This is a genomic window from Microbacterium sp. Z10_103 (genome assembly GCF_058310455.1).
Genome location: NZ_JBZEGK010000001.1, coordinates 431,326 through 443,991 on the forward strand (window position 1 = coordinate 431,326; position 12,666 = coordinate 443,991).

The 12,666-nt window shown below is 70.7% G+C and carries 11 protein-coding genes; 5 read left to right on the forward strand and 6 right to left on the reverse strand.

The window, feature by feature from the left end; all coding sequences use genetic code 11:
• Nucleotides 1–3 precede the first annotated feature (3 nt).
• On the reverse strand, nucleotides 4–1,452 hold the full coding sequence (locus AC4FS2_RS01910; RefSeq protein ID WP_491154001.1) for a L,D-transpeptidase family protein: 1,449 nt from the start codon (nucleotides 1,450–1,452) through the stop codon (nucleotides 4–6).
• Nucleotides 1,453–1,524: 72 nt separating this feature from the next.
• The gene (locus AC4FS2_RS01915; RefSeq protein WP_491154000.1) at nucleotides 1,525–1,989 is read right to left on the reverse strand and encodes a hypothetical protein; all 465 of its coding nucleotides are present in this window, start codon (nucleotides 1,987–1,989) and stop codon (nucleotides 1,525–1,527) included.
• Between the two features lie 162 nt (nucleotides 1,990–2,151).
• Between AC4FS2_RS01915 and AC4FS2_RS01920 the strand changes: the two genes are divergently transcribed.
• The 5 genes from AC4FS2_RS01920 to AC4FS2_RS01940 all read left to right on the forward strand — a co-directional run bounded on the left by AC4FS2_RS01920 (nucleotide 2,152) and on the right by AC4FS2_RS01940 (nucleotide 7,481).
• A complete protein-coding gene (locus AC4FS2_RS01920) occupies nucleotides 2,152–3,291 on the forward strand; it encodes an ROK family transcriptional regulator (RefSeq protein WP_491153999.1) in 1,140 nt (379 codons plus the stop codon).
• A gap of 62 nt (nucleotides 3,292–3,353) precedes the next feature.
• Nucleotides 3,354–4,592, forward strand: coding sequence for an extracellular solute-binding protein (locus AC4FS2_RS01925; protein ID WP_491153998.1), 1,239 nt, complete (start codon nucleotides 3,354–3,356; stop codon nucleotides 4,590–4,592).
• Nucleotides 4,593–4,684: 92 nt separating this feature from the next.
• Complete coding sequence (locus AC4FS2_RS01930; protein WP_491176294.1) at nucleotides 4,685–5,674, forward strand: carbohydrate ABC transporter permease; 990 nt, start codon at nucleotides 4,685–4,687, stop codon at nucleotides 5,672–5,674.
• The gene (locus tag AC4FS2_RS01935; protein WP_491153996.1) at nucleotides 5,671–6,522 is read left to right on the forward strand and encodes a carbohydrate ABC transporter permease; all 852 of its coding nucleotides are present in this window, start codon (nucleotides 5,671–5,673) and stop codon (nucleotides 6,520–6,522) included. The genes AC4FS2_RS01930 and AC4FS2_RS01935 overlap by 4 nt, the downstream gene beginning before the upstream one ends.
• Entirely contained in the window at nucleotides 6,522–7,481 is a 960-nt protein-coding gene (locus AC4FS2_RS01940; protein ID WP_491153995.1) for an ROK family protein, read from the forward strand. Before AC4FS2_RS01935 ends, AC4FS2_RS01940 begins: the two co-directional genes overlap by 1 nt.
• A gap of 681 nt (nucleotides 7,482–8,162) precedes the next feature.
• Here the strand turns inward: AC4FS2_RS01940 and AC4FS2_RS01945 are convergent.
• From AC4FS2_RS01945 to AC4FS2_RS01960, 4 genes are all read right to left on the reverse strand, one after another.
• A complete protein-coding gene (locus AC4FS2_RS01945; RefSeq protein ID WP_491153994.1) occupies nucleotides 8,163–9,533 on the reverse strand; it encodes an FAD-binding oxidoreductase in 1,371 nt (456 codons plus the stop codon).
• Entirely contained in the window at nucleotides 9,530–9,916 is a 387-nt protein-coding gene (locus AC4FS2_RS01950) for a YrdB family protein (RefSeq protein WP_491153993.1), read from the reverse strand. The genes AC4FS2_RS01945 and AC4FS2_RS01950 overlap by 4 nt, the downstream gene beginning before the upstream one ends.
• 76 nt (nucleotides 9,917–9,992) lie before the next feature.
• Nucleotides 9,993–11,132 (reverse strand): N-acetylglucosamine-6-phosphate deacetylase, encoded by a 1,140-nt coding sequence (nagA, locus tag AC4FS2_RS01955; RefSeq protein ID WP_491176295.1) that lies wholly within the window; start codon nucleotides 11,130–11,132, stop codon nucleotides 9,993–9,995.
• A gap of 8 nt (nucleotides 11,133–11,140) precedes the next feature.
• Nucleotides 11,141–12,634 carry a beta-N-acetylhexosaminidase gene (locus AC4FS2_RS01960; RefSeq protein ID WP_491153989.1) on the reverse strand — a complete coding sequence of 498 codons (1,494 nt, stop codon included), beginning with the start codon at nucleotides 12,632–12,634 and terminating at the stop codon, nucleotides 11,141–11,143.
• Nucleotides 12,635–12,666: the final 32 nt, after the last annotated feature.

Here is a 12,666-nt window from a genome sequence, read left to right on the forward strand (position 1 = left end):
CGCTCAGTAGTGCACCGAGACCTGCGTGCCCTTCGGAGCCCAGTCGTAGAGGAACTTCGCAGCGCTCACGGGCAGGTTCACGCACCCGTGGCTCATGGGGTTGCCGAAGTTGTTGTGCCAGTACGCGCCGTGGAAGGCCTGGTCGCCGTTGAAGTACGACACCCACGGCACGTTCTCGGTGCAGTAGGGCGCGCCGGGGAAGCACCCCATGTCCTGCATGGGCGTCTTCCACCCGATGCGGAAGTTGCCCGGCTGAGTCGCCGAGCCCGGGAGCCCCGACGAGGCGGCCCAGGACTGGACGAGCTGGTCGTTCTCGTACAGGTAGACCCGCTGGGTGCTCAGGTTCGCCTCGATGCGGCGGACGAGGGCTGTTGTTGTGAACGGGGTCTCGGCGACGGTGAGAGGGAAGGCGGACTGTCCGTCGCCGAGCAGGCCGGCGAACTGGTTGGCGATGCCGTCGGTGTTCTCCAGCACGCGGCCGGTGACGCCCGCGGTCTGCTCGCGCAGAACGGATCCGGCGGAGTCGGTGATGACCGTGGCGTTGATGGGATCACGGTTCACCGCGGCGGGGAGCCCGTCGACGACGGGCTGGATGGCAGCGGGATCGGCGGTGACGTGGAAGGCTCCCGCTTCGACGCCGACCGTCAGCCAGGATGCTGCGACCGTGCGATCGACGGGGACGACGCGCTCTTCGCCCACGTAGAAGCCGACGGAGTCGAGCATGCCGTTGAGGCCGGCCGCCGTCGTCGCTGCCTCTTCGGTGGTGGCGGCCGCCTCGACCGAGACGACGGCGACGTCGAGCGGCATGGTCGTCGCCCCGGAGTCGAACGCGTCCTGCAGGGCGGCGCGCACCGTTTCCAGGTCGACGCCCTCGCCGGGGATGGCGTCGGTCACGATGTAGGTCGCCGAAGCCGGGTCGAACGACACGGCGGCGTCGACGGGGTCGACGAACAGCTCACCGGCGACGGAGCGCAGCGTCTCGGTCGCGCGTGTCTCGTCGAGGGACACGGGCGCGTCGATTCCGCTGGGGAACCAACCGGCCGGGCTCCACATGGGATGCTCGGCGAATGCCGCCTCGGCTGCGGCGGTCGCATCGACGGAGGCGCCGAGGTCGGCGCCGGTGACGGTGAACTCGCCGTCGGGACCCTCGAGGACGAGCGTCGTCTCGGCCAGGCGCGACGCGACGGCGTCCGCTGCTGCACCGGGGGTGAGTCCACCGACAGACACTCCTGCGACGGCGGTCCCGGGGGCGATCAGCACGATCGACGCGGCCACGAGCGCGATGACCGTCGCTCCGGCCGGGATGCCGATCCAGAGGAGCGCGTGCTTCCTCTTGGCGGGTGCGGGCTCCCCAGGCGCCCAGGCGTACGCAGGACCGTCACCGTCGAGGCCCGAGACCGCGTCGTGCGCGTTCTCTTCGCCGGCTTCGGGTCTCGTAACGAGATCCGTCATGTCGTGGCACCCCTTCTTCTGGTTCTATGCTAAGCGCGGGACTGGATGTCCGGGGCAACGTTCCGATCACGGTCAGCCGATTGCGCACAATTCCTGATAAGCGCTCGCGGCCTCCTGGAACGCCCCGCTGAGGCGCGAGACGTCGGCCACGCGCGTGAGGTCCCCGTCTGCGACAGCCTTCATGGCCTCGGATGCTTCGCCGAACATGTCGCGGAGGGGCGGGAGCAGCGCCGCCACGTCGTCGTTGGTGACGCGCTCGGAGACGGTGACCAGTTCCCTGGATGCGGCCTGCAGGGCAGAGATCACGGCTGCGGGGTCGTCGGGGGAGGCGGAGGCGAACGCCGCTATGGCGCTGTCCACCGACTCGGCGACGATGGCGCAGGCGTCAGCGGTGGACTGCCCGCCGTCCCCCGTTTCATCCGCGGGGGCGGCGGTCGCGGGCGACGTCGTGATGGCCGGCGCGGGGGAGGCGGTGCAGCCCGTAACAACGAGCGCTGCGAGGAGGGCGAGCGTACCCAGGGCGTGGCGGGCGTTCATATGACGTGCTCCTTCGAGGGGGTCTCCACCCTAGACGCGGAGGGTTATCGCCCCCGTCTCTGCGCGGATAACGAGTGGGTAAAGACCCGAGTAGTCACAGATTCGGTCTTGCGGCGAGTTAGTTCGTAAGGTCTACTAACAAATGTGAGCACCCCAGGATCGATGACCTCCGCCCGAGCCTTCGGCGGAGGCCGGGCGCTGCGCCCGCACGGGAAGGTCCTCCCCGAGCAGGCGCGGACCCACAATCGGTCCCTCGTCCTGCAGACCTTGTACTCCGGGGGGGCGATGAGCCGGGCCGACCTGGCGCGCGAGACGGGGCTCACCCGCGTGACCATCTCCGACCTCGTGGCGGCGCTGATCACCGAGGGTTACGTGACCGAGAAGGGGATGCGGGAGAGCTCCGGTCCGGGCAAGCCCGCCATGCTCGTCGACCTCGATCGTTCCGGACACCGCATCGTCGGGATCGACCTGTCGGGGAGCGACGTCATTCTCGGCGCCGTGCTGACGATGGACGGCGAGATCGTCGCGCGTCGGCAGGTGCCTGTTCCCCCGGCGGATGCCGACGTGGTGCGCATCGTGGCCGACCTGGCCGCGGCGCTCGTCGCGGATTCGCACGCCCCGGTGCTCGGTGTCGGGGTCGGGTCACCGGGTGTGGTCGATGACGCCGGCGTGGTGCTGACCGCGCCGAACTTCGGATGGGAACGGCTGGACCTGCAATCGCTGTTGTCCGAGGCGCTCGACCTGCCGGTGCTGGTCGCGAACGACGCCAACGCCGCCGTTCTGGCGGAGTACACCTTCGGCGGATCGCGGGACGACGTCCTGCTCGTGAAGGTCGGCCGGGGCGTGGGCTCGGGGCTTCTCGCCGACGGGCGCCCGATGCGCGGGGGGCGATTCGCCGCGGGCGAGATCGGTCACGTGACCGTCGGCACCGACGGGGGGCCGCGGTGCGTCTGCGGAAAGGTCGGATGCCTGGAGGCCTGGCTGTCCGTTCCGGCATTGTCCGCACGACTCGACGCCGCGCCTGCTGCCGACCGCGACGGGATCCTCCGCGACGCCGGGGAGCGGCTGGGTATCGCGCTGGCGCCCGTGGTCGGCGCTCTGGACCTGTCGGAGATCGTGCTCTCCGGCCCTCCCGAACTCCTCGGCGGCCCCCTCGCGGACTCCACCGCCGAGACCCTTCGTGCCCGCACGCTCGCTGAGTTCCACGACGGCGTGCGCGTACGGATGACGGAGCACGGCCAGGACATCGTCCTGCGCGGGGCGGCCGTCATGGTCCTGTCCGGACGCCTCGGAGTGTCGTAGGCATCCGAGACCCCGCGAGCCTCGGCTCATCCCGCACCAGAGAAACCATGAAGGAAGGCACCATGAACAGAAAGCTCGCTTCCCTCGCGCTCGTCGGCGCGTCGGCTGTGGCACTCGCCGGTTGCGCCGGGAGTGGCAGTGCCGGCGGAGACGGCGACGGCGCCGAGATCCGCGTGTGGCTCGCCGGAACCGACACGCCACAGGATGCCCGGGACTACCTCGTCGAGACCTTCGAGGAGGAGAACCCCGGGTCGACGCTCGTGATCGAGGAACAGACCTGGGACGGTCTCGTGGACAAGCTCACCACGAGCCTGTCCAGCTCCGACAGCCCCGACATCGTCGAGTTCGGCAACACGCAGGCGCCCGCGTTCACTTCGGTCGGGGCACTGCTGGACATCACCGACATCTACGAAGACCTCGGGGGCGATGACCTGCTCCCGGGCTTCGTCGAGGCGGGTTCCTACGACGGGGCGTTCTACGCCGCGCCGTTGTACTCGGGCGCCCGTGTCGTCTTCGCCGACCCGGCCTTCGTATCGGCGGCGCCCGCGACCCTCGACGAGTACGTCGCCCAGGCGACCGAGCTCGCCGCAGCCAACCCCGATAAGTCCGGCATCTACTTCGCCGGCCAGGACTGGTACAACGCCCTCCCCTTCATGTGGGAGAACGGCGGGGAGATCGCGGTGCAGGACGGCGAGGAGTGGGATGCCCAGTTCTCCTCGCCGGAGTCGCTCGCCGGTCTCGCGCAGGTGCAGGACCTGATGACGAACGCCTCGCTGGCGCCCAAGGACGGCGACAACGCCGAACCGTGGACGCCGTACTGCGAAGGCGCCGCCATCCAGTTCTCTGCGCCGAACTGGGCGCTGGGCCTGGCCAGCGAGTGCGAGACGGACGCTCCACCGACCGCGCCCTTCGTCTATGCGCTTCCCGGGATCGACGGCGGAGTCGCACAGGCGTTCGCGGGTGGATCGAACATCGGCATCTCGGCCCGCTCGGCCAACCCCGAGCTCGCCAAGAGCGCGCTGGAGATCATCCTGAGCGACGGGTTCCAGACGATCTACGGCGAGAACGGCCTCATCCCCGCCAAGCAGTCGCTCGCCTCGACCCTCGGCGACACGCCGGATGCGGAGGCGTTCACGGCTGCGGCCGCGAACGCGAAGCTGACCCCGGCGGCTCCGAACTGGGCCGAGGTCGAAGCATCCCGCGTTCTGGAGGACTTCTTCGTGCAGGTCGCCCAGGGTGGTGACCTCCCGACACTTGCTGCGGAGGTCGACACCAAGATCGAAGACATCCTGAACGGCTGACCCCCTCCTCCTCCTGCTCGAGAACGGCCCGAGCGTCGGACCCGACGTTCGCTCCGTCTCGCGCAGGAGGGGGATGAACCGCTGGAGATCACATGACACCTCTCCCGAGCGATGTCGCGCCGGCTGTGAGCGGCGTGGACGGAGAGCGGCTCGTCGCGCCCGCCCCGCCGGCCGCATCGGGTCGCCGGCGAAGGCGGCGTGGCGGCTTCATGCCGTATGCGCTTCTGCTGCCGGCTCTGGTCGTGCTGGCGCTGCTGTCGGCCTGGCCGCTGATCCAGCTGCTGGTGATGTCGTTCCAGGAGTTCGGTCGCGCGCAGGTGTTCGGGCGGCCGCCGGAGTTCATCGCCTTCGGTAACTACATCGCCGTTCTGACGGACCCCGAGTTCTGGCAGGTGCTCTCACGCTCGGTCGTGTTCGCGGCAGTGTGCGTCGTGCTCACGATGCTCCTCGGCATCCTCATCGCCCTGCTCATGCGGCGACTGGGGATGGCGCTGCGCACCCTGGTGTCGACCGGGCTGCTGCTCGCGTGGGCGATGCCTCCGCTGTCGGCGACGATCGTCTGGGGATGGATCTTCGACACGCAGTACGGCGTTCTCAATCACATCCTCAGTCGCGGGTTCGGACTGCCCTTCGAGGGGCACTCGTGGCTTCTCGCGCCGGAGAGCTTCTTCCTCGTCGCGACCGTGATCATCGTGTGGGGAGCAGTGCCGTTCGTCGCCTTCACGGTCTACGCGGGCCTCACCCAGGTGCCGGATGAGGTGATGGAGGCGGCGCAGCTGGATGGTGCGGGAGGTGCGAAGCGGTTCTTCCTCGTCGTGATGCCCTACCTCCGCCCCATCCTCACGGTCGTCACGATCTTGCAGGTCATCTGGGATCTCCGGGTGTTCACGCAGATCTACTCGCTGCAGTCCATCGGCGGTATCGCCGAACAGACCAACACGCTCGGCGTCTACATCTACCGGGTCTCGCTCGGCTCGGGTGACTTCGGGGCGGGCGGGGCGATCTCGGTGCTGGTGGTGCTGCTGCTCGTGGCGTTGTCGGCCTTCTATGTACGCCGCACGGTGAAGGAGGACACGCTGTGAACGGCCGCACCCGGCGCCGCACCGGATCGGTGCTGGCCGGCATCGCCGCGGTCGTGGTGTTCGTCTTCTCGGCGTTCCCGGTGTACTGGATGGTGAACACCTCGCTGCAGCCGAATTCGCAGGTGCGCGGCAGCGACCTGCACTTCTGGCCCGAGAACGCCACGATCGAGAACTACCTCGGCGTCATCTTCCGCTCCGATCGCGCCCCCTTCCTCCCCGCCCTCGGCAACTCCCTTGCCGTGACCTTGCTGACCGTGGTCGTCGCACTCGTGTTCGCGTTCCTCGCCGCGCTGGCGGTAGCGCGCTTCCGGTTCCGCTCTCGCGGAGCGTTTCTCGTGACGATCCTGATCATCCAGATGATCCCGGCGGAGGCGATGATCATCTCGATCTTCCGGCTCATGGACGGGTGGCAGCTGCTGAACACCATCGCCGGGTTGACGGCGGTCTACGTCGCCACGGTGCTGCCGTTCACGATCTGGACTCTCCGTGGCTTCGTGCAGGGCATCCCCGTGGAACTCGAGGAGGCCGCGATGATCGACGGGCTGAGCCGCGCGCAGGCGTTCTGGCGCGTCACCTTCCCTCTGCTCGCCCCGGGCCTCGTCGCCACGGGCGTGTTCGGTTTCATCCAGGCCTGGAACGAGTTCATTTTCGCCCTCGTTCTCAACCCCCGCCCCGAGGCGATGACTCTGCCCGTGTGGCTGCGGACCTTCCTCGACCCCAACGGGGGAATCAACTGGGCCGAGCTCATGGCCGGCTCCACCCTCGTGGCCATCCCGGTCGTGGGATTCTTCCTCATCGTGCAGCACCGAATGACAAGCGGCCTGGTCTCCGGGGCGGTCAAAGGCTGATGGCATCCAGTTCTCCCGCGGATGCGGCGCCGGCCCGCATCCGTGTCGGCCTCGACGTGGGCGGGACGAAGACCGACGCGGTCGCGCTCGGCGCAGACGACTCGGTGCTCGCCCGGGTGCGCCGGGCCACGGGGTGGGGACCGGATGCCGTGGTCCGGAGCATCCTCGCCGCTGTGGAAGATCTCGCCGCCCAACCGGGCGTCGACGGCCGCGGACTGGCTTCGGTCGGTGTGGGGATGCCCGGTCAGGTCGAGCCCGGTGGATCGCGGGTGGTGCACGCGGTCAACCTCGGCATCGAGCGGCTTGACGTCGCCGACGCACTCGAACCCCTCCTCGGCGTGCCGGTGCGGGCGGAGAACGACGTGAAAGCCGCCGCCGCCGGCGCGTACGCCCTCCGCGGCGGGTCGGGCTCGATGGCGTACCTGAACCTGGGCACCGGCATAGCGGCGGGCCTGGTGACCGACGGTTCCCTGTGGCGGGGATCGCGCGGGACCGCCGGGGAGGTGGGGCACATCTCCGTCGACCCCGCGGGTCCGCCGTGCCGGTGCGGGCAGCGCGGATGCATCGAGGCGCTCGTCGGCGGCGCCTCGCTGGCCGAGCGGTGGGGAAGACCCGGCCGGCTGCCGGTACAGGACATCTTCGACGCCGCCGACGCCGGAGATCCGCACGCCGGGATGCTGCGAGCCGGCCTCGCCCGCGGCGTCGCCGCGGCGGTCCGAATCCTGGTCCTCACGACCGACGCGGATACCGTCGTCCTGGGCGGTGGGCTCACCGCCCTCGCGCCGCGCCTGACGGCTGACGTGGATGCTGCGCTCGCTGACAGCGCCGCGGCATCCCCGTTCCTTCGCTCGCTGCGCGTGGCGGAACGCGTGGAACTGCTCCCGGCCGGCTCCCCGGCGGCGGCGCTGGGTGCTGCGCTGATCGGCGCGACGCCGGAGGAGACGCTGAGCCGTCGGTGAAGGGGCGGTTTTCGTCCTCCGTAGTGCACTTCTCCTCCCGCGGTGAACGGGTGGGCGGGTCTGACGGTGGCGGCTGGGCGGGCGGGTGGGCGTCGGCGTGCCGCGGGGGAGGAGAAGTGCGTTGGGGAGGGTGGATGTGGGGGTTTTGGCCCTCCGTAGTGCACTTCTCCTCCCGAGGTGCCCGGGTGGAGTGGACCGGCGTGGCGGCTCTAGGCCCGGAGTGTGCCGTTGGGGAGGAGATGTGCGTTGGGGAGGGTGGATGTGGGTGTTTTGGCCCTCCGTAGTGCACTTCTCCTCCCGGGCTGCACGGGTGGGTGGAGGCGTGGCGCCTCTAGGCCCGGAGTGTGCCGTTGGGGAGGAGATGTGCGTTGGGGAGGGCGGGTGTGGGGGTTTTGGTCCTCCGTGGTGCACTTCTCCTCCCGAGGTGTACGGGTGGAGGGGGGTCGCGGTGGCGGCTGGGCGGGTGGGGCGTCGGTGTGCCGTTGGGGAGGAGATGTGCGTTGGGGAGGGTGGATGTAAGGGTTTTGGCCCTCCGGAGTGCACTTCTCCTCCTGAGGTGCACGCCTCCCGTGCTGCAACGGCTTCCGCGACCCGCTCCCGCTAGGGGCCACCCGCTACAGCGACCAGCCACAGCGACCCGCTACAGCGACCCATCACGGCGACCGGGCTAAGAGCGACGGGCTACAGGGCGGGAGCGAAGACCTTGCCGGGATTGAGGATGCCGGCGGGGTCGAACACCCGGGCGATCTGCCGCTGCAGCTGCCACTGGTCGTCCCCCAGCTCGTCGGCGAGCCAGCGACGCTTGAGGATGCCCACTCCGTGCTCGCCGGTCAGCGTCCCACCGAGGGCGAGGGCGGCTTGGAAGAGTTCGCCCGCCGCTACCCAGATCTCGTCCGGCACGTCGGGTCCGGGGAAGACGAAGTTCGGATGCAGGTTGCCGTCGCCCGCGTGGGCGACCGTCGGGATCGCGAGGCCGAAGCGCTGCTCGATGTCGGCGATGGCGTCGAACATGGCGGGCAGCGCGCTCCGGGGAACCGACACGTCCTCGATGAGCGTCGTGCCGGCCGCTTCCCAGGCGGGATGCATCGACCGGCGCACGGACAGCAGGTGCTCGGCTTCGGCGGTGTCCGCCGCGATCACGACGGTCCCGCCGACGGAGGCGAGGACGGCCGCGATGGCGTCGGCCTCCGCTGCCGCCGCAGGACCGTCGGTCTGGATCAGCAACTGTGCGGCACCGACGGCCGGTGCGGGGAGACCGAGGTAGGCGTGCGTGCGGGCGAGGCTCGCCGCATCCATCAGTTCCATGATCGCCGGCTGTACTCCGGACGCGGTCACGGCGGCGGATGCGACGGCAGCGGCCCGCACGTCGGGGAAGGTCGCCGACAGCGTCTGCACCTCCCCGGGGACGAGCCGGCGGAGCTTGAGGGTGGCGGCCACGACGACGCCGAGGACGCCCTCCGACCCGATCACCAGCGAGGTGAGGTCAAGGCCCGTGACGCCCTTGACGCTGCGATGCCCGAGGTGCAGGAGACGTCCGTCGGCGAGCACGAGGTCGAGGCCGAGAACCGCATCGCGCACCACACCGTACTTGGCACACAGCAGGCCGCCGGCGCCGGTGGCGATGTTGCCGCCCACGGTCGAGATCGCCCGGCTGGCGGGGTCGGGCGCCCACCAGAGCCCCTCTTCGGCCAGCACCGCGTTGAGGTCGCCGTTGAGGATGCCGGGTTCCACGACGGCGAGCAGATCGTCACGGCGCACCTCGAGGATGCGGTCCATGCGCCGCAGCGACAGCGAGATCTCGCCCGCCCCGGTGTTGGCGGCTCCGGCCAGGCCCGTTCCGGCGCCGCGGGGTACGACCGGTGTGCCGGTCTCGGACGCGATGCGCATGACAGCCTGCACGTCGGCGACGGACTGGGCGTGCACGACGGCGAGCGGCATTCCTTCGGCGGTGTGACCGGACTTGTCCGCGCGCGCGGCGTTGCGGGCTTCGGAAGAGACGTCCACGCGCTCACCGAGGGCGTCGACGAGCCGCGCGACGACGTCGGCGGTCATCCGAGGCGCCGCCGACCGACCACGAGGCCGAAGGCGACAGCGACGACGGCGTAGCCGAGGCCGATCCACGGCTGGCCCATGCTCCACCACGCGATGGTCGCCGACAGGTACACGAGCAGCTCGACGACGGCGCGGACGAACGGGTGCACGGCGAGAACGGCGCGGGGGGAGACGAACAGAGCCCACACCAACACCGCCACGACCGGCGCGCCGATGCCGAAGACGATGTTCCAGGGGAACGCCCACGCCGTGAAACCCCACAGGGCGAGAGTTCCGAAAGCGAGCACGCCGCACAGCACGGAAACGACATCGACGACCGACAGGGCGGGGCGGGTCCCGGGTGCCGGCGGTGCTTCCGCGCGCACGCGAGGGGTATCGGTCATGATTTCCAGTCTACGACCGGCCGCCGGGCAGCTCCTGCCCCGGCGAACGCACCGCCCGACCCGCCGACGCAGCCCCTCAACGCACGGGTGCCCCGCCGGCCCACACCGCCCGGACGCGGAGATCGGCGTCGAGCAGCACGGCATCGGCGCGGCTGCCCTCGCGGAGGTGGCCGACCTCTCCGGCGAGCCCGATCGCCCGCGCCGGTGTGGCGGTAACGGCGCGGAGCGCCTCCCGCACGTCGACGCCCGCCGCCACGGCGATCCGGACGGCCTCATCCTGGGTGAGCGTCGACCCCGCGATCGAGCCGCCGTCGGCCAAGCGCGCCACGCCGTCCGCGACGATGACGTCGAGACCGCCCAGCGAATACCGCCCGTCGCCGGCGTCGGTGGCCGACATCGCGTCGGTGACGAGCGCGATGCGACCCGGGGCGGCCGCGAACGCGATCCGCACGATGTCGGGGTGCAGGTGCACGCCGTCGGCGATCAGCTCGAGAACGACCCGTTCGTCGGCGAGCGCCGCCCCGACCGGCCCGGGCGCTCGGTGGTGAAGCCCCGGCATCCCGTTGAAGGCGTGGGTGAGGATGCGGGCGCCGGCGTCGAAAGCGGCTGCCGCCAAGGCCGCATCCGCCCCGGTGTGACCGACCGCCGCGGTCGAGCCCGCCGCCGTGAGCGCCCGGATGCCCTCGAAGGCGCCCGGCAGTTCGGGGGCGAGCGTCACCTGGCGGATGGTTCCGGCGCCGGCCTCGAGCAGCGATTCCACGGCGACCGGCCAGACCAGCGCGGTGGGGTCGTGTGCACCCCGATGTCCCGGGTCGAGGAAGGGTCCCTCGAGGTGCGAGCCGAGGATGTCGGAGTCGGTGCGGGTCAACTCCGCGACGACCGCCGCCCTCCGGGCGAGTGCGTCCAGAGGGGCGGTGACGAGGGAGATCACGGCGCTGGTGGTGCCGTGCCGCCGGTGGACGGCGCGGGCAGCGCGGATCGCATCGGCTCCATCGTCGAAGGCGTATCCGCCGCCGCCGTGGCCGTGGATGTCGACGAACCCGGGGGAGAGCACCGCGGCGTGGCCCGCGAGCGCACGAGCGTCGACGACGTCGTCGCCGACGGCGAGGTCGCGCCAGGTGTCGCCGACCCCGGATGCGACGACCCGGCCGTCCGCAAAACGCACCCACGCCGCATCCGTCGCCACGCCGTCGTCGATGAGGCGTGCGGAGTGCACAACGAGGCTCACGACGCGCGCCAGGGGATTTCGGGCGAGCGGGTGAAGCCCACACCGAGCGCCGTCCACAGGGCGCCGAGCCCGCCGACGCGCTCGCGGAAGGAGCCCCAGGTGCGTTCGGCGCTCGCGCCGGCGGCGGGCGACCATGCGATCTCTGCGGCCGCGGCCAGGCGGGGGAAGGCGAGCGCGTCGATGTCGGCGAGCGTGCGCACCGTCTCGGTCCACAGCGGTGCCTCCACGCCCAGGATGTGCTCGGCATCCACGCCCGGAAGGAGGCCGTCCGGCTCCCAGGAATAGGCACGCTCGACGCTCGTGGGGCCGTTCGCCCACGTGAGGCCCAGGGGGAACCCCGCCTCGGGCTTCATATCGAGGTACACCGCGTCGGCGGGGGAGAGGATGACCGAGTCGGCTGAACCGGTCGTGACGGGTCGGTCGGGCGCCACGTATCCCCAGTACTGTGCGACCACATCGGCCGGCAGGTCGGGGACGGTGCTGGCCTCATGCCAGGCGATCGGCCGCTTGCCGGCGGCCGCGACGATGCCCACCGCGCGGGTGATGATCGTGGCGTAGTCCTCGGCGCTCGTCCCCAGGGCCTCGTCACCGCCGAGGTGGAGGTACGGGCCGGGCGTCATCCCGGCGAGCTCGCCCAGCACGTCGGCGAGGAACTCGTACGTGCGCTCGTCGTCGATGCGCAGCGATGAGAAACCCACAGCGATCCCGGTGTACGGGCGGCCGGTCTCGGGGAGTCCGCCACCGAACTCCGCTGCGGTGGTGCGAACCTGGTCGGTGATGACCGGATCCGCGGCGAGCTCGGGATAGGCCAGGCCCACGGCGTGCGTGTGACCGGGAATGTCGACCTCCGGCACCACCGTCATGTGCCGGGATGCCGCGTACGAGACGATCTCCGCGTAATCCTCCCGCGTGTAGAAGCCGCCGGCATCCCCACCCACCGCGGTGCCGGACGCGCGGGCCGTGAGCTCGGGGCGTGAGCGCAGCTGCAGACGCCAGCCCTGATCGTCCGTGAGGTGCAGGTGCAGGTGGTTGCACTTGAGCGCCGACGCGCGGTCGATGAGCGCCTTCACGTCGTCCACGCCGAAGAAGTGCCGCGCCACGTCGAGCATCATCCCGCGATAGGCGAATCGCGGCGCATCCTCGATCTGCATCGCCGGCACGATCCAGGAATCCCCGCGCTGCTGGATGAGCTGCGCCAGTGTCTGCACGCCGTAGAAGAGTCCCGCAGCATCCGCGCCGGTGAGCACGATGGATGCCCCGTCGACGGTGAGCGTGTACGACTCTGCGGCCCCGCCCGCAGCGATGCGGAGCCGGATCGACCCATCGGGCGCCGGGGCGGGTTCGGCGCCTGTGCGCGCACGGAGGAGCGCTGCGAGTTCGGCGGACGCGTCGGTGTCGCCCGCGATGCCGGCACCCGCGAGGACGAACGGCTCGGCATCGGGACGCTCGCGGACGGACAGGGGGAACGGCACCAGTGGGGGTGTGGGCACGGATGCTCCTTCCTGGCGGCCTGGGTGGCCCG

Excerpts from the sequence above, each read along its gene's own strand:
- AC4FS2_RS01910 (WP_491154001.1), bottom strand. The coding sequence starts at position 1,452 with ATGACGGATCTCGTTACGAGACCCGAAGCCGGCGAAGAGAACGCGCAC.
- AC4FS2_RS01915 (WP_491154000.1), bottom strand. The coding sequence starts at position 1,989 with ATGAACGCCCGCCACGCCCTGGGTACGCTCGCCCTCCTCGCAGCGCTC.
- AC4FS2_RS01920 (WP_491153999.1), top strand. The coding sequence starts at position 2,152 with ATGACCTCCGCCCGAGCCTTCGGCGGAGGCCGGGCGCTGCGCCCGCAC.
- AC4FS2_RS01925 (WP_491153998.1), top strand. The coding sequence starts at position 3,354 with ATGAACAGAAAGCTCGCTTCCCTCGCGCTCGTCGGCGCGTCGGCTGTG.
- AC4FS2_RS01930 (WP_491176294.1), top strand. The coding sequence starts at position 4,685 with ATGACACCTCTCCCGAGCGATGTCGCGCCGGCTGTGAGCGGCGTGGAC.
- AC4FS2_RS01940 (WP_491153995.1), top strand. The coding sequence starts at position 6,522 with ATGGCATCCAGTTCTCCCGCGGATGCGGCGCCGGCCCGCATCCGTGTC.
- AC4FS2_RS01945 (WP_491153994.1), bottom strand. The coding sequence starts at position 9,533 with ATGACCGCCGACGTCGTCGCGCGGCTCGTCGACGCCCTCGGTGAGCGC.
- AC4FS2_RS01950 (WP_491153993.1), bottom strand. The coding sequence starts at position 9,916 with ATGACCGATACCCCTCGCGTGCGCGCGGAAGCACCGCCGGCACCCGGG.